We start from the raw sequence: 14,555 nt of genomic DNA on the forward strand, positions 1-14,555 counted from the left end.
AATCAGAGTATCCTCACGCGCTTGACACCCGGATTCCGCGATGAAAAAACTGACCTCGAAAAGAACAAGGCTCTGAAGATCATGGGCGCCATGAAGCAGTCGAGCCTGCCTGACCGCTTCGGCACGGGCGCGTCGGCCGCCGCCACCGCGGTTGACCGCCGTACCCAGCGCAAGATCGACCAGGAACAGGGACTGATCTCGTTTCCGGTCAAGATTCCCGCCACGCTGGCACAGGAAATCCGCGACAAGTCGCAGGCCGACGGCGTATCGGTCAATGAACTGGTCGCGCAACTGCTGGAAAAGGGGCTGGGACGCTGATCGCCGTCAGGCAGGCGCCCTGGACGCACACGACACTCTGGAGGACTTATGTCATTGGAGCAGCATTACACCGCCATTCTCGAGGGCCTGGGTGAAGACCCGACCCGTGAAGGCCTGCACGGCACCCCCAAGCGGGCGGCCAAGGCCATGCAGTATCTTTGCCAGGGATACTCGCAAAACCTGGACGAGATCGTGAACGGCGCGCTGTTCACGTCCGACACCAGCGAGATGGTGCTGGTCAAGAACATCGAGCTGTACTCATTGTGCGAGCATCACCTGCTGCCATTCATCGGCAAGGCGCACGTCGCCTACCTGCCCAACGGCAAGGTGCTGGGCCTGTCCAAGGTGGCGCGCATCGTCGATATGTTCGCCCGCCGCCTGCAGATCCAGGAAAACCTGAGCCGCCAGATCGCCGAAGCGGTCCAGCAGGTCACGGGCGCGATGGGCGTAGCCGTGGTGATCGAAGCGCAGCACATGTGCATGATGATGCGCGGCGTCGAAAAGCAGAATTCGTCCATGGTCAGCTCGGTCATGCTGGGCGAGTTCCGTGACAATCCGGCCACCCGCGCCGAACTGCTGCATCTGATCCGCTGATAGCGCCGGCCTTGCCTGCGGTCGCCCGTTCCGGGGGATGCGCAGGCAGGTCCGGCAGGCGTGCCGCCGCAAGCGCCGCGGCCCCTTGCCATCGCGCGCTTCCTTCCGGCTGGCCACATCAAGGCGCCGGGTGCGCGCTTTCCTTCCGGGTGGCACATCAACGCCCCGGCCACGCGCCTCGCTCCCTTTCCCGCCCCTGCCCCTTGCCCGTTCCCGGCATGGGGTATGCACCAAATGTGTGCTATCTCCGCCTTCCAAGACGCGCCAAGCCGGTGCATCTCGCGCCCGTGCGGTAGCCCTAGCCACGTAAAGCCACGCTTGGCCCGACATTTGCTTAGATGAGCTAGTGGTTTACCCCACTCGCGCTTCCAAAATCGAGGCGCTATATTTTTACCCTTGTTCCGTATATGAGATGGGGTTTCGTATTTAAAACGCGATTCAACTGTCTTTCAGGCGTTTCACACAGGCCAGCCCCTCATGAACGAAATTGAATTCCGCAAGGTCGGCAAACGTTTCATCGACCGCCAGACCTCGGAGCCGCGTGCCGCGGTCACCAACGTCAACCTGTCCATTCGCCGCGGCGAAGTGGTCTCCATCATCGGCCCGTCGGGCTGTGGCAAAAGTACCTTGCTGAACATGGGCGCGGGTCTGTACCTGCCCAGCGAGGGCGAGGTCTACATCGGGGGCGAGCTTGTCACCCGGCCGGTCCGCAAGGTCGCCTTCATGCTGCAGAAAGACCTGCTCATGCCGTGGCGAACCATCCGGTCCAACGTGGAACTGGGCATGGAAATCGACGGCGCTCCGGCCGCCCAGCGCCATGCCGTGGCCGAAGAGCTGCTGGCCAAGTGCCATCTGAAAGGCTACGAACACCATTATCCATATCAGCTGTCGGGCGGCATGCGTCAACGCGCCGCACTCGCCCGCACCCTGGCGGTGGATCCCCAGGTGCTGTTGCTGGATGAGCCTTTCTCGGCGCTGGATGCGCAGACCAAAATGGTGTTGCAGCAGGATCTGGCCAAGATGTTGTTCGAAAAGCAGAAGACCGCGCTGTTCATTACGCATGACCTGGTCGAAGCCATTGCGCTGTCGGACCGCCTGCTGGTAATGAGCGAGCGGCCTGGCACCATCATCGAAGAGATCAAGATCGACCTGCCTTTCCGCGACAACCCGCTGGAACGCCGCAAGCTGCCCGAGATCGGGCCGCTGCAAGGCCGCTTGATGGAATTGCTGAAGGTCGGCAAGGAAAGCGCCGAACTGCACTGAACCGACCGCACCCGATCGCTCCTGAATTTCCTCGTCACGCTGCACACGCCCGTCTCAACAGGAATCCCCTATGAAAAACGCTTTCGTTTCGTTCAGCTTCAACCTTGCCGTCGTCGCCCTGGCCGCCATCGCGCCGTTGTCCGCGCACGCCGCGCCGGAAGAGGTGACCTATCTGCTGCCCGCTCCCCCGAATTCGCCTGCTTTCGCGCCCTGGATGATCGCGCAGAAGAAAGGCTATTACGCCGATGAAAACCTGAAAGTCACTTTCGTGGCCGGCAAGGGAGGCGTGGACGTGGCCAAGCAGATCGGAGCAGGCAATGCCGTGATCGGCGGCGCCATCGGCGACACGCCGATCATCGTGCGCGCCAACGGCGTACCCGTGAAAGCGGTGGCCGTGCTGGGCGCCGGTTCGCTGACGCTGCTGACGGTCAAGAAGGGCAGCCCGATCAAGTCGGCCGCCGACCTGAAAGGCAAGACCATGACGGTCATGGCCTACACCGACACCACCTACTACGCGCTGCTGGGAACGCTGCGCAAGTACAACCTGAACAAGAACGACCTGAACATCCAGGCCGCGGGTCCCGCAGGCGTGTGGCAGCTGTTCGCGGCCGGCAAGGCCGAGGCCATGGCCGGCGTGCCGGACTGGGTGGTGGACGCCAACGAAGCGTCGGGTGGCAACGTCGAATTGCTGCCCGTGGCGGACAACTTCAAGAGCATGGCGCAGGCCATCCTGGCGTCGGACGAGACCATCAAGAAGAACCCCGAGCTGATCAAGCGCCTGGTGCGCGCGACCCTGCGCGGCATGCAGGACATCATGCAGGACCCGAAGGCCGCCGCCTTGACTTACACCGAAGCCGTGCCGGCCTACAAGGGCAAGGAAGCGAACATTGAAAAGGTGTTCGCCCTGTACAACCAGTATGTGTACGCCAACCAGAAGCCGCTGGGCCAGATGGATCCGGCCCGTCTGGACACGGTGCAGAAGTTCTACGTGTCGGAAGGCGTGGTCGCCAAGGCCACGCCGATCAATGACCTGTACACCAACCAGTTCGTCGGAGTGGCGCGCTAATGTCCGTCTCAGTCGAAACCGCGGCGGTGCCCGTCGCGGGCGGCGCTGCTGTCGGTACGCCGTCCACCCGCCGTCCAGGCGCATGGCAAAAGAAACTGCCGACCGTGCTGGGCAGCCTGCTCGTTCTGGTCGTTTTCCTGGCCGCGTGGGAATGGGGTCCGGCTGCCATGGGCATGCCGGAATTCATCCTGCCCAAGTTCTCGCGCGTGGTGCAGGAATCGGTGTTGATGTGGAACAGCAGCGACCTGCTCATGCATTTCGGCATCACCGCGTTCGAGGTGTTCGTCGGCTTCCTGCTGGGCGCCCTGCTGGGCTTGGCCGTGGGCGTGGTGCTGGGCCTGTCGCCCACCACTGAATCGATCTTCTCGCCGTACATCCTCGCGCTGCAGATCGCCCCGAAAGTCGCCTTTGCACCGCTGTTCGTCATGTGGCTGGGTTACACCATCTACCCGAAGATCCTGGTGGCCGTGCTGATCGTGTTCTTCCCGGTCATGATCAATGTGCTGTCCGCGGTCCGCACGGTGGATCCCGATCTGGTGAACCTGGTCCGCACGCTCAATGCGGGACGCGTGCAGATCTTCCGTCTGGTGGAATTCCCGTCGGCCATGCCAGCGCTGTTTTCCGGCTTGCGGATCGCGTCGACGCTGGCAGTGATCGGTGTCACCGTGGGCGAACTGGTGGGCGGCAACATGGGCCTGGGCTATCTGCTGGTCGATGGCGAAGGCCAGGGCAATACGTCGGCCGTGTTCGTGGCGATCGCCGCGCTCACGCTGATCGGCATCGTGGCGTATGCTGCCGTCGTGTGGGCGGAAAAGCGCGTGCTGCACTACATGCCGCGCGCCGCCACGTCTACCGTGTGACGCCCATTCTTACCCCTCGCAGTTTTTCTGGAAGTGAACGTGAATTCGACAGTCAGCAATAACCTTCTCGCGGGTCGCCGCATCCTGGTCACGGGGGCCGCGCGCGGCCTCGGCTTCGAGTTTGCCGTGGCGTTGGCCAAGGCCGGCGCCAAGGTCGTCATGGCCGACATCCTGGCCGACCTGCTTGCAAGCTCGGTCCAGCGGCTGCAGGACGACGGCCTGGATGTGTTCGGCGTGACCGTCGACCTGGCCGACCAGGCGTCCATCAAGCAATGCGCCGAGCAATCGGTGGCCTGGCTCGGTGGCCTGGATGGTCTCGTCAACAATGCCGCCATCACCAATTCGGGTGGCAAGACGGCCTTCGAACTGGACCCGAAGGTGTGGGACCTGGTCATGAACGTGAACGTGCGTGGCACGTGGCTGATGACGACCGCCTGCCACGACGCGCTCAAGGCATCTGGCCGGGGCGCCGTGGTCAATCTGGCGTCCGACACGGCGCTGTGGGGCGCGCCCAATCTGCTGGCCTACGTGGCAAGCAAGGGCGCCGTCACCGCGATGACGAAGTCGCTGGCGCGCGAATTCGGTCCCGACAACATCACCGTGAACGCCATCGCGCCGGGGCTGACCCTGGTCGAAGCCACGGAATACGTGCCGGAACATCGCCACAAGCTCTATCACGACCAGCGCGCGCTGAGCCGTGAGCAAGTCCCCGCGGACGTGAGCGGCGCGGTAGTGTTCGCGCTGTCGGATCTGTCGCGTTTCGTGACCGGTCAGCTGCTGCCGGTCAATGGCGGCTTCGTGATGAACTGATTACGTATCGCCTGGCGATGCAGTGATCGAAGCCCTGCCGGGTCCATTCCGGCAGGGCTTTTTCATTGGACTGAATGCGCATGGCTGGGCAGGACGCCCTCCGCCTGGCATGTCTGGATCCTTGAACGGCCGGGACAGGTTCCCGCGCCTACGCCTGCGCCGTGGGCAGGGGCGACGTCTCTGTCAGCCGGATCATCTCGACCGCCAGTTGCGCGATCAGGGCATCCCGCTGCGCGCGGGCTTGCGCCACATCCCACAGATTGACCATCTCATGCGGGTCATTCGTCAGGTCGTAGCATTCGCACGCGGCCTCGTCTTCCGACAGGGTCAACCGCCATGTTCCATTGAACAGCGTCCGTACCCGGAAGCGGGCAGGGCGGTCGAACAGGAATTGCATGGGTTCGTTCTCGACCACCACGCCAGCCCGCGCGGGCGCCGAGCTGGCATCGCCGGCCAGCCAGGGCAGCAGGTTCACGCCCTGGATGCCGTTGTAGGGCGCCAGGCCCACACGGGCCAGAATGGTTTGCGCCAGGTCCAGCGTGCTGGCGACCTCGGCCATGGCTTGCCCGCGGCGCGACGCGGGCAGCACCGGATCGCGCCACAGGAAAGGCACCTGGGCCACGCTGCGGTAGTGCAGGGGTCCCTTCAGCATGATGCCGTGGTCCCCCATCATTTCGCCATGATCCGACGTGAAAATGATGACGGTGTCATCGGCAATGCCCAGCCGATCCAGCGTCTTGACGACCGAACCGATGGCATCGTCGACCAGGCTGATCATGCCGTAGGTCAGCGCGATCATTTCCTTGCATTCGCGTTCGTCCACCGAGAACGGCGCATAGGCCTCGCGATTGCCGCCCGCCTGCGTGTACCGGTGCACGGCCGCCAGCAGGGCCGGCTGGTCGGCCTGATGAAAGGACGCAGGCAGCGTCATTGCATCGGGGTCGTACATGTCCCAGTACTTGCCGGGCGGCGTCAGCGGGTGATGCGGATCCGGAAACGAACACTGGATGTAGAAGGGCGCCGCGTCAGGTCGGGATACATGGTCGTCGATCCAGGCCGACGTCTGTTCCGCCACAAACGTGGTCGGGTACAGCTCCACGGGCAGCTTGGTGCACCAGGCCTGAGGCGCGCGATAGCGGTCGTCGGGCGTGGCATTCGCGCGGCCGCGCAGGCTGTCCGGGTCCGGATGGCGCGTGGCCAGCCAGCGGGCATAGTCCCCCTGCACCTGGTCCGCATGCAATGTGCACAGGGTCACATGGTCGAAACCGTAGAAGGGCGTCTCGACATGGTGATCAGGCGACTGCTTCCACAACGGGGTCCACTCGTTTTCATAGTCGGCGCCACGACGGTGATCCTTGTGCGCGTCGCGCAGCGCATCCGGTGGCGGCGTGCCGCCGTTCAGGTTTTCCCAGCCGCGCTTGTTCGGATTGTCATACCCGAAATTCTGCAGATGCGACTTGCCGAACAGGGCGGTCGCATAGCCTGCCTCGCGCAGCAGCTCCACGAAGGTCGTGTGCTGCCGCGACAGGGGAATGCCGTTGTGCAGGACCCCGTGCAAGGATGGCATGCGCCCCGTCATCAACGTGGCGCGGTTCGACATGCAGGTCGTGCTGGCCACGTAGAACTGGTCACCGCGCACGCCGTCGGCCGCAAGCGCGTCCAGATGCGGGGTGCGCACCACCGTATTGCCGGCAAAACCGACATGATCGGCTCGCTGCTGGTCGGTAATGAACAGGATGACGTTGGGGCGCTTGCCAGCCTTCATGATGGTCAGTCCGCGGTAATGTTGAACTCTTTGACCACCTTGCCCGTGGTGTCGTATTCCTGCTTGGCGGCACGGGCCAGGTCTTGCGGCGTGCCGCCCACGGGCACTTCCCAGGTGGTCTTCAGGCGCGAGATCATGTCGGGCTGCTGGAGCACGGCGTTGATGTCCTGATTGAGCCTGTCGATCACGGCGGCAGGCGTGTCCTTGGGCGCGAACACGCCATACCAGGCGTTGACCGCCACGTTGGGAATGCCTTGCTCAGCCAGCGTCGGCAGGTTTGGCATCAGCGGGCTGCGCTGCGTTTCGGCGGTACCCAGCGCGACCAGACGGCCCGACTCGATGTGCTGTCCCAATGCGCCCAGCGCGCCATAGGTCACCTTCACATGACCGGCCAGCACGTCGGAAATCGCCGGGGCAATGCCCTTGTACGGGGCGTGCAGCATGTCCACGCCTGCCGACTTCTTGAACAGTTCGCCGGCGATATGCATGGGCGATCCGTTGCCTGCGCTGGCATAGGCCAGGCCGGGTTCCTTCTTGACCAGCGCCACCAGTTCCTTGGCGTTTTCGACGCCCAGCGACGGGTTGGCCACCATGACCATGACGCCCTTGGTCGGCTGGATCACCGGGGCAAGGTCCTTCAGCACGTCGATCTGGCTGCCGGCACCCTTGGGCAGCACGTGCGGCGCGCTGAACACCGTATTGGGCGACAGCATCAGCGTGTAGCCATCGGGGGTGGCGCGCGCGACGGCGGCAGCACCGATCATGCCGCTGGCGCCCGGACGGTTTTCGACGACCACGGGCTGGCCAAGGCGGGTCGCGAGCTTTTCACCCAGCGAACGGGCCAGCACATCCGGACCGCCGCCGGGTGGATTCGGGACGATGATGACGATGGGCTTGCTGGGAAATGCCTGGGCGGACGCCAGCGGCGCGACGGCCGCAAGGCCCAGGGCACACAGAGCGTTCAGCACGAAAAAGGTAGGGCGCATGATGGAGTTCCGGAGGCAGGCGGTTCGAAGGAAGGGCGCAAAGGCGCGCGCCCGTGACGATGTCGTGCTGCGATACGGCGGCAGGCCGTGGCGCACGTGACGATTGTTCACCGGTCGTTCCCGGGGCTCAACCGCCGCAACACCTTAATGAGGTATCGATCGTCTCGTTTCGGCTGGACGAAAGGCACTCCAACGCCCACAATCGGTCAGAATCTTTGACTTTGCGCAGGAGGCCTGCGATGGATGTCCTGAGCGATGTACTGGCCGCCTGCCGTGTGGAAGGGGCCGTGACCGGCCGCTTCACCCTGTCGGCGCCCTGGTCGCTGGCGTCCGCCGGCGTCGATGGCGCCATGTTCCGCGTCGGCCGAGGCGAACCCTGGTGGCTGGCGGTCGACGGCGACCCGCCCGTGCGCGTCGATCCCGGCGATCTGGTCCTGCTGCCTCACGGCAGCCCGCACATCCAGATGTCGTCACCCGATGTGGACGTTCCGCCTGTCAAGCTGGCACAGGTGCTGCACGACACCGGTGTGGCCGACCGCCTGCACACCCCCTGGTATTCGCGTCGGGCGGCGGTGGCGCCGTCACCGATCTGTTTTCGGGGATCGTGCTCTTTCGGGAAACGCAGCGCAACCCCGTGCTGCGCATGCTGCCGAAATTGATCCGCATCCGCGCCGCCGACATGTCCGTGGCGCCGTGCCTGGGCCCGATGACCGAAATGTTCGTGGAAGAAAGCCTGGCCTGCCGCCCCGGCTGGAAGATCACGGCCGCGCGCATGGCCGACCTGCTGTTCGTGCATATGCTGCGCGCCTATCTGCTGACGCATTCGGGTAGCGGTCACGACTGGTTCCGCGGGCTGAGCGATCCCAAGATCGCCAAGGCGCTGATGCTGATCCATAACGACCCGCGGGCGCCGTGGACCGTCGAGTCCCTGGCCGAAGCCGTGTTCATGTCGCGGTCGCGGTTCAGTGCGCGGTTTCGCGAATTGGTGGGGGAGTCGCCCATTTCTTACCTCGCCAGCCGCCGCATGGGGATCGCCGCCGAGCGCCTGGCGCTGGGCTATCTGCGCATAAGCGACGTGGCCGAAGAAGCCGGCTACGGGTCCGACAAGGTGTTTGCACGAGCCTTCCGGCGGTGGTGTGGCATGACGCCGACCGAATACCTGAAGAGCCGCGGGGTGGAGCGGTTAGGGGAGTAGCCTCCGCCGCACGAGCGAGGCGCTTGCCGGGCGGCCGAAGTATGATCCCGCTTCGATTGCTTGGAACAACGCACCTTGGTATGACCACGAAAGCAAAGATGTCGGATGACGCCCAGGAGAAATACCTGGTGCCCGCACTGGAACGCGGGCTGCTGCTGCTCAGCGAGTTCAATCACAACGACCGCCAGTTGTCGGCCCCCGAACTGGCGCGCCGCCTGAACCTGCCGCGGTCCACCGTATTCCGCCTGTTGATGACGCTGGAATCCATGGGCTTCGTGCAGCGCACCGAAGGCGGCCATGATTACCGGCTGGGGCTGTCGGTGCTGCGCCTGGGCTTCGAATACCTGGCCTCATTGGAATTGACGGAACTGGGTGCGCCGCTGCTCGAACGCCTGCGCACCGACATCGGGTTTTCGTGCAACCTCGTCGTGCGCGACGGCCGGTCCATTGTGTATGTAGCCAAGTCCAGCGCATCCACGCCTTTCACAAGCACCGTCAACGTCGGCACCCGCCTGCCCGCGCACGCCACCGTGCTCGGCCGCGTGCTGCTTGAGGACCTGACCCTGCCTGAACTGCGTGAGTTGTTCCCCGAAGAACATCTGGAAAGCTACTCGTCCAGCACGCCCACCACCGTGCTGGAATTGTTCGAGCTGGTGCAAAAAGACAAGGAACGCGGCTTCGTGCTGCAGGAAGCGTTTTTCGAAGCCCGCGTGTCGACCATCGCCGCGCCGGTGCGCGACCACACCGGCCGCATCGTGGCTGCGCTGGGCGCCACGATTCCGTCATCGCGCTTCGAGCCCGAACGCCTCGATGACATCCTGACCAGCGTACGCAGCACCGCGTACGAACTGTCCCGACTGTTGAACTACTCGCCTTCCAAGGGCGCGGCGGCCGGCAAAGTCGTCAATCTGTGGCGGGAGTAACCATGCCGGGCCGCGTCGTCGTCATCGGCGCCGGTCCCGCGGGGTTGATGGCAGCCGAAACGCTGGCGCTGGCCGGCCATGCGGTCGACGTCTACGACGCCATGCCGTCGGTAGCGCGCAAGTTTCTGCTGGCCGGCAAGGGCGGCATGAACATCACCCACTCCGAGCCGCTACCGGCATTCATCGGGCGTTACGGGTCGCGTGCGCGGGACCTGGACCCGATGATTCGTGACTTCGATCCCGACGCGCTGCGAGCGTGGATCGAAGGGCTGGGCATCGGCACCTTCGTCGGATCGTCCGGACGCGTATTTCCCGCCGACATGAAGGCGGCGCCGTTATTGCGCGCGTGGATGCAGCGGCTGCGCGATGCCGGCGTGCGTTTTCACATGCGGCACAGATGGGTCGGGTGGGATGAAGATGGCGCGCTCCGGTTCGTGGCCGGCAGAAGCGGGGCAGCGGCGCAGGGTGCTGCGGGCGGGCGCGAGGCTGTCGCAGGCGAAGCTCGGGAAGAAGCGGGCGCTGGCAGTTTCGCTACTGCGTCCGACGGGTCTGCTCCTGCATCTGATGGGTCTGCTTCTGCACCTGATAGGTCTGCTTCTGCACCTGATAGGTCTGCTTCTGTATCTGGCGTGTCCGCTACTGTATCTGGCGGGTCCGCTCCTGCATCTGACGGGTCTGCTCCTGTATCTGACGGGTCTGCTCCTGTATCTGACGGGTCTGCTTCTGCATCTGATGGGTCTGCTTCTGTATCTGGCGGGTCTGCTTCTGTATCTGGCGAGTCTGCTGTTGCGTCCGACGGCCCCGCTCCTGCATCCGGCGGTTCCCCCATCAACGGGGTTTCCGTCCACGCCGCGGCCACCGTGCTTGCGCTGGGTGGGGCAAGCTGGCCGCGGCTTGGCTCAGACGGGGCCTGGGTGCCCCTGCTGTCCACCCTTGGCGCAACGGTTGCCCCGCTAAAGCCTGCCAATTGCGGCTTCGACATTGCCTGGACGCCGTTCTTCTCCGACAAGTTTGCAGGCGCCCCGCTGCGCGCCATCACCGCTCAAGTGACAGACGCGGACGGCGTTACGCACACGCGAACCGGCGAGTGCATCGTGACCGCTACCGGCATCGAAGGTGGCCTCGTCTATGCGTTGTCGGCCGCCCTGCGTGACAAGATCGCCACTGTTGGATCAGCCACCTTGACGCTAGACCTGGCGCCCGGACTGTCGTTCGACCGCGTGCTTGAAGAGATCCAGTGGCCGCGCGGTTCGAAGTCCATGGCCAACCATCTGCGCAGCCGGATCCGCATCGAAGGCGTCAAGGCCGGCCTGTTGCGTGAAGTGCTGGATGCCAGCGGCTTTGCCGATCCGCAGCGTCTGGCCCGCACCATCAAAGCCCTGCCGCTAACGCTGATCGCACCACGACCGATCGCGGAGGCCATCAGCACGGCCGGGGGTGTCATGTTCGAATCGATGGATGCACACGGGATGCTGGTCGCACGGCCTGGCGTCTTCTGCGCAGGAGAAATGCTGGACTGGGAAGCGCCCACGGGCGGCTATCTGCTGACCGCGTGTTTCGCCAGCGGCCGCGCGGTGGGGAAGGGCGTGGCGGCCTGGCTGGACGTTGTCGCGCGCGCCCCGGATGGAATATTGCACGGGCCAAGTTGAGACGGCCGCGTTGGGATGGCTACGTCGACCAACCAGGGTGAAACCGGCACGTTGGAACAGCCGCATCGATCAAGTACGTTGAAACAGCCGCGTCGACCAGGCACGTTGAAACAGGCGCTGTAACGGGTGCAACCCGCGATCACCCTCGCGATACTTGACCTTGCCACGGTGATAAGGTGCATCCTGATGGATCACGCTATCAGGAGAACATCCATGTTGTCATTGCAAGTCGAAGGCATGTCCTGCGGACACTGCGTCAAAGCCGTCACCGAAGCCGTGCAGGAAGTCGCACCGGGCGCCAAAGTGGACATCGACCTGACCACCGGCAAGGTGCAGGTGGACGGCGCAAACGACGCCGCTGCGGTATCGCACGCGATCACAGAAGCCGGCTACACGGTCAAGGCATAGCCAGCCCGGGCGCGCGCGCAATGCGTCACTGATCCGCAAATTTGAATTCGCCCTGCACCTGCTCGGGCGCCAGATCGGCAGGATCTTCGCCCGGGCGTGACAGCGCCCCGATCCTCACTCCCAGCAGTCGCAGCCGCTGATCCAGCGGTACCCGCCGCAGGCATTCCCCGCCGCGCGGCGGATCGTAGCGGCGTCGCCAGTTGGCGCGGGCAGCGTCACATCCCGCGTCACCGTATGGAAATCCGCGTAGCGCAGCTTGATGCCGATGGTCTTGCCGACGTAGCCCTTGCGCTTCAAGTCCTCGGCTACCTTCGTACACAAGGCGGTAAAGATGCCCGACAGCGCATCACGGTCTTGCCGAGCATGCAGATTGCGCTCGAACGTGGTTTCGCGGCTGACGGACTTGGGTTCCGACCGCGTCTCGACCGGCCGGTCGTCAATGCCGTGGGCCGCTTCGTGCAGCCACGCCGAATAGCTGCGTCCAAAGTGCTCTTGCAGAAAGCCCAGGTCGGCATTGGCCAGATCCGTGACGGTGCGGATGCCCAGGCTGGCAAGCTTTTCGTTCGACTTGGGCCCGATCCCGTTGATCTTGCGCACCGGCAGCGGACCGATGCGCACTGGAACGTCGTCGTGGCTCAGAATCGTCAGCCCGTTCGGCTTTTCCAGGTCGGAACAGATCTTCGCCAGCAGTTTGTTCGGCGCCACGCCGATCGAACAGGACAGCCCGGTCGCTTCCCTTACCGCATCCTTCAGGCGGGACGCCAGGGGAGGGTGTCATCGGGCTCTTCGCTCAGGTCGATATAGATCTCATCGATCCCGCGGTCTTCGATGTGCGGCACGATGCTGGTCACCGCCGCCTTGAACAGCCTGGAATAATGCCGGTACGCATCGAAGTCCGCCGGCAGCAGCACGGCTTCGGGTGCCAGCTGCGCCGCCTTCATGATGCCCATGGCCGAGAACACGCCCAGGGCGCGGGCTTCGTAGGTCGACGTCGTGACCACGCCCCGGCCGGCATAGGTCCGCAGCGTAGTAAACCGCCGCATGCCGTCATCGCCCGTCTGGGGCTGTGCGGTCGAGCGCCCGCCAATGACCACCGGCCGGCCGCGCAATTCCGGGTAGCGCAGCAGTTCCACAGAGGCATAAAAGGCATCCATGTCCAGATGCGCGATACGACGAGCTTTCATGTGCAAGATAGTAGCCGCTCGCGCCGCAACCGCGCGGCAGGAGACAGATGTGGCGCGATGCGAGCGGGGGCAAGGCACCGCGCGTACGAGGCGCCGCGCGCACCAAGGACCGCATGTACCAAGTACCGCATTTACCAAGTACCGCACGCACCAGGCACCGCACGCACCAGGCACCGCACGCACCAGGCACCGCACGCACCAGGCACCGCACGCACCAGGTACCGCGTGGATCAGGCACCACGCGGACCAGGCAGGACGCGCACCAGGCAGCACGCGGACCAGGCACCACGCGGACCAGGCACCGCTCGCACCAGGCAAGAAGTTATCGGACAATGTCGGCATCGTTACCGCGGCGGCGCCCGGTAATGTCCACAATGGCGTTGCCGCGGTTCTGCGGCACTAGGGTCGAATGCAAGGCATGAACAACATCAGCGGTCTGGTAATCACCTTCAACGAATCCAGGAACATCGTCGACTGCATCCGCTCGCTCAAGCGGGTATGTGACGACGTCGTGGTCGTGGACTCGCTTAGCGCTGATGACACCGTGGCCCTGGCAGAAGCCGAAGGCGCGACCGTCATCCGCCAGCCCTTCCTGGGCGATGGCCCGCAGCGCACCGCGGGCCTGCCCCACTGCCGCCACGACTGGGTGCTGAACCTGGATGCCGACGAACGCCTGGAAGACGACCTGGCGGACTGGCTGGCGAGCACCGACCTGAGCACCTTGCCCGCCGACGCCGTCGAATCGCGGCGCCGCAATTTTGTCGGTGGCCGCACCACGCGCCATGCGGGCCAGTATCCGGATTACGTGCTGCGCATCTTCAACCGGCAGCGGGCGGATTTCAAGCCGGTGGTCGCGCATTCGCGGATCCAGGCCGAACGCGTCATTCGCAACGAAGGCCACATTACCCATTACTCGTACCGGGACTACGCGGACATTTTCAACCGCGCCTGCCTGTACGCCAACTGGATGGCCAAGGACCTGGCGGCGAGCGGCAAGCCGGTGCATGGCTGGCATCCCATGCTGCACGGCACGTCGGCGTTTCTCAAACATTACGTCATCAAGACCGGTTTCCTTGCCGGCCTCGACGGCTTGACCCTGTCGCTGGGGAAAGCGTTGGCCTCCTACCTCAAATATGCCAGGGCCCTGGAGATACGTCGCGCCATCAGGTAAATGCGTTAGAATCTAAGTCTTTGATTTCTCTGGACTATTGATTCGTGCGATGCATTGCAGCAGATCGGCGGACCCCCCAACCATGACCAATACGGACACGAACAAAGTGACGACAGCGACGGTGGCCACGGCGGCAGACAGCCCGGTGCCAACTTCGGGGGCGAGTCAGGCGCGGAAACACAACATCCAGCAGGAACCCCTGCACCTACCACGGCCCCGCAGATCCTCGCCGTGAACGCAGGCGCCGCAGGCGCTGCGGCCGCGCCCGCGCCCGCGGCGCCTGCGTTCGCAGCGCCCGCCGCCGCAGCCGTGCCTGTTGCCGCGTCCGCCGCTGCGGCTTCGGCCACTGCCGCTTCCGCCGCT

12 protein-coding genes and 4 pseudogenes are annotated in these 14,555 nt (G+C 64.4%); 13 read left to right on the forward strand and 3 right to left on the reverse strand.

Annotated features, from left to right (window positions below; genetic code table 11):
* Positions 1–81: 81 nt before the first annotated feature.
* From ACNANG_RS20085 to ACNANG_RS20110, 6 genes are all read left to right on the forward strand, one after another.
* Positions 82–318 carry a hypothetical protein gene (locus ACNANG_RS20085; protein WP_420227602.1) on the forward strand — a complete coding sequence of 79 codons (237 nt, stop codon included), beginning with the start codon at positions 82–84 and terminating at the stop codon, positions 316–318.
* A 48-nt stretch (positions 319–366) separates the two neighbouring features.
* Entirely contained in the window at positions 367–912 is a 546-nt protein-coding gene (gene folE, locus ACNANG_RS20090) for a GTP cyclohydrolase I FolE (protein ID WP_420224490.1), read from the forward strand.
* Positions 913–1,389: 477 nt separating this feature from the next.
* Complete coding sequence (locus tag ACNANG_RS20095; RefSeq protein WP_420224491.1) at positions 1,390–2,175, forward strand: ABC transporter ATP-binding protein; 786 nt, start codon at positions 1,390–1,392, stop codon at positions 2,173–2,175.
* A 70-nt stretch (positions 2,176–2,245) separates the two neighbouring features.
* A complete protein-coding gene (locus ACNANG_RS20100) occupies positions 2,246–3,241 on the forward strand; it encodes an ABC transporter substrate-binding protein (protein WP_420224492.1) in 996 nt (331 codons plus the stop codon).
* Positions 3,241–4,101 (forward strand): ABC transporter permease, encoded by an 861-nt coding sequence (locus ACNANG_RS20105; RefSeq protein ID WP_420224493.1) that lies wholly within the window; start codon positions 3,241–3,243, stop codon positions 4,099–4,101. Before ACNANG_RS20100 ends, ACNANG_RS20105 begins: the two co-directional genes overlap by 1 nt.
* Before the next feature lie 33 nt (positions 4,102–4,134).
* Positions 4,135–4,911 (forward strand): SDR family oxidoreductase, encoded by a 777-nt coding sequence (locus ACNANG_RS20110; protein ID WP_420224494.1) that lies wholly within the window; start codon positions 4,135–4,137, stop codon positions 4,909–4,911.
* Between the two features lie 148 nt (positions 4,912–5,059).
* Here the strand turns inward: ACNANG_RS20110 and ACNANG_RS20115 are convergent, their stop codons facing one another.
* Positions 5,060–6,676, reverse strand: a complete 1,617-nt coding sequence (locus ACNANG_RS20115; RefSeq protein WP_420224495.1) for a sulfatase — start codon at positions 6,674–6,676, stop codon at positions 5,060–5,062.
* A 5-nt stretch (positions 6,677–6,681) separates the two neighbouring features.
* A complete protein-coding gene (locus ACNANG_RS20120; protein WP_420224496.1) occupies positions 6,682–7,662 on the reverse strand; it encodes a Bug family tripartite tricarboxylate transporter substrate binding protein in 981 nt (326 codons plus the stop codon).
* A 239-nt stretch (positions 7,663–7,901) separates the two neighbouring features.
* Here ACNANG_RS20120 and ACNANG_RS20125 point away from each other — a divergent pair.
* The 6 genes and pseudogenes from ACNANG_RS20125 to ACNANG_RS20150 all read left to right on the forward strand — a co-directional run.
* A pseudogene (locus ACNANG_RS20125) lies at positions 7,902–8,416 on the forward strand (cupin domain-containing protein); the annotation flags it as partial.
* A gap of 192 nt (positions 8,417–8,608) precedes the next feature.
* A complete protein-coding gene (locus ACNANG_RS20130; protein ID WP_420227603.1) occupies positions 8,609–8,857 on the forward strand; it encodes a helix-turn-helix transcriptional regulator in 249 nt (82 codons plus the stop codon).
* 80 nt (positions 8,858–8,937) lie between these two features.
* Positions 8,938–9,780: an IclR family transcriptional regulator gene (locus ACNANG_RS20135; protein WP_420224497.1), complete on the forward strand. Its 843-nt coding sequence runs from the start codon at positions 8,938–8,940 to the stop codon at positions 9,778–9,780.
* Positions 9,781–9,782: 2 nt separating this feature from the next.
* Positions 9,783–10,214: pseudogene (locus ACNANG_RS20140) on the forward strand (NAD(P)/FAD-dependent oxidoreductase); the annotation flags it as partial.
* 390 nt (positions 10,215–10,604) lie between these two features.
* Positions 10,605–11,429 (forward strand): annotated as a pseudogene (locus tag ACNANG_RS20145) (TIGR03862 family flavoprotein); the annotation flags it as partial.
* 213 nt (positions 11,430–11,642) lie between these two features.
* Positions 11,643–11,837, forward strand: a complete 195-nt coding sequence (locus ACNANG_RS20150; protein WP_420224498.1) for a heavy-metal-associated domain-containing protein — start codon at positions 11,643–11,645, stop codon at positions 11,835–11,837.
* A gap of 25 nt (positions 11,838–11,862) precedes the next feature.
* On the opposite strand, the pseudogene dinB reads toward ACNANG_RS20150, so the two are convergent.
* Positions 11,863–13,021 (reverse strand): annotated as a pseudogene (gene dinB / locus ACNANG_RS20155) (DNA polymerase IV).
* A 418-nt stretch (positions 13,022–13,439) separates the two neighbouring features.
* On the opposite strand from dinB, the gene ACNANG_RS20160 reads away from it, so the two are divergent.
* Positions 13,440–14,192, forward strand: a complete 753-nt coding sequence (locus ACNANG_RS20160) for a glycosyltransferase family 2 protein (RefSeq protein ID WP_420224499.1) — start codon at positions 13,440–13,442, stop codon at positions 14,190–14,192.
* Positions 14,193–14,555: the final 363 nt, after the last annotated feature.

This window comes from Pigmentiphaga litoralis (genome assembly GCF_048632615.1).
In the GTDB taxonomy this organism is placed as follows: Bacteria; Pseudomonadota; Gammaproteobacteria; order Burkholderiales; family Burkholderiaceae_B; genus Pigmentiphaga; species Pigmentiphaga litoralis_B.

Bases quoted from the DNA above. Each gene is read 5' to 3' on its own strand.
- ACNANG_RS20095 (WP_420224491.1), top strand. From the start codon at position 1,390: ATGAACGAAATTGAATTCCGCAAGGTCGGCAAACGTTTCATCGACCGC.
- folE (WP_420224490.1), top strand. From the start codon at position 367: ATGTCATTGGAGCAGCATTACACCGCCATTCTCGAGGGCCTGGGTGAA.
- ACNANG_RS20130 (WP_420227603.1), top strand. From the start codon at position 8,609: ATGTCGCGGTCGCGGTTCAGTGCGCGGTTTCGCGAATTGGTGGGGGAG.
- ACNANG_RS20120 (WP_420224496.1), bottom strand. From the start codon at position 7,662: ATGCGCCCTACCTTTTTCGTGCTGAACGCTCTGTGTGCCCTGGGCCTT.
- ACNANG_RS20105 (WP_420224493.1), top strand. From the start codon at position 3,241: ATGTCCGTCTCAGTCGAAACCGCGGCGGTGCCCGTCGCGGGCGGCGCT.
- ACNANG_RS20135 (WP_420224497.1), top strand. From the start codon at position 8,938: ATGACCACGAAAGCAAAGATGTCGGATGACGCCCAGGAGAAATACCTG.
- ACNANG_RS20150 (WP_420224498.1), top strand. From the start codon at position 11,643: ATGTTGTCATTGCAAGTCGAAGGCATGTCCTGCGGACACTGCGTCAAA.
- ACNANG_RS20100 (WP_420224492.1), top strand. From the start codon at position 2,246: ATGAAAAACGCTTTCGTTTCGTTCAGCTTCAACCTTGCCGTCGTCGCC.
- ACNANG_RS20160 (WP_420224499.1), top strand. From the start codon at position 13,440: ATGAACAACATCAGCGGTCTGGTAATCACCTTCAACGAATCCAGGAAC.
- ACNANG_RS20115 (WP_420224495.1), bottom strand. From the start codon at position 6,676: ATGAAGGCTGGCAAGCGCCCCAACGTCATCCTGTTCATTACCGACCAG.
- ACNANG_RS20085 (WP_420227602.1), top strand. From the start codon at position 82: ATGGGCGCCATGAAGCAGTCGAGCCTGCCTGACCGCTTCGGCACGGGC.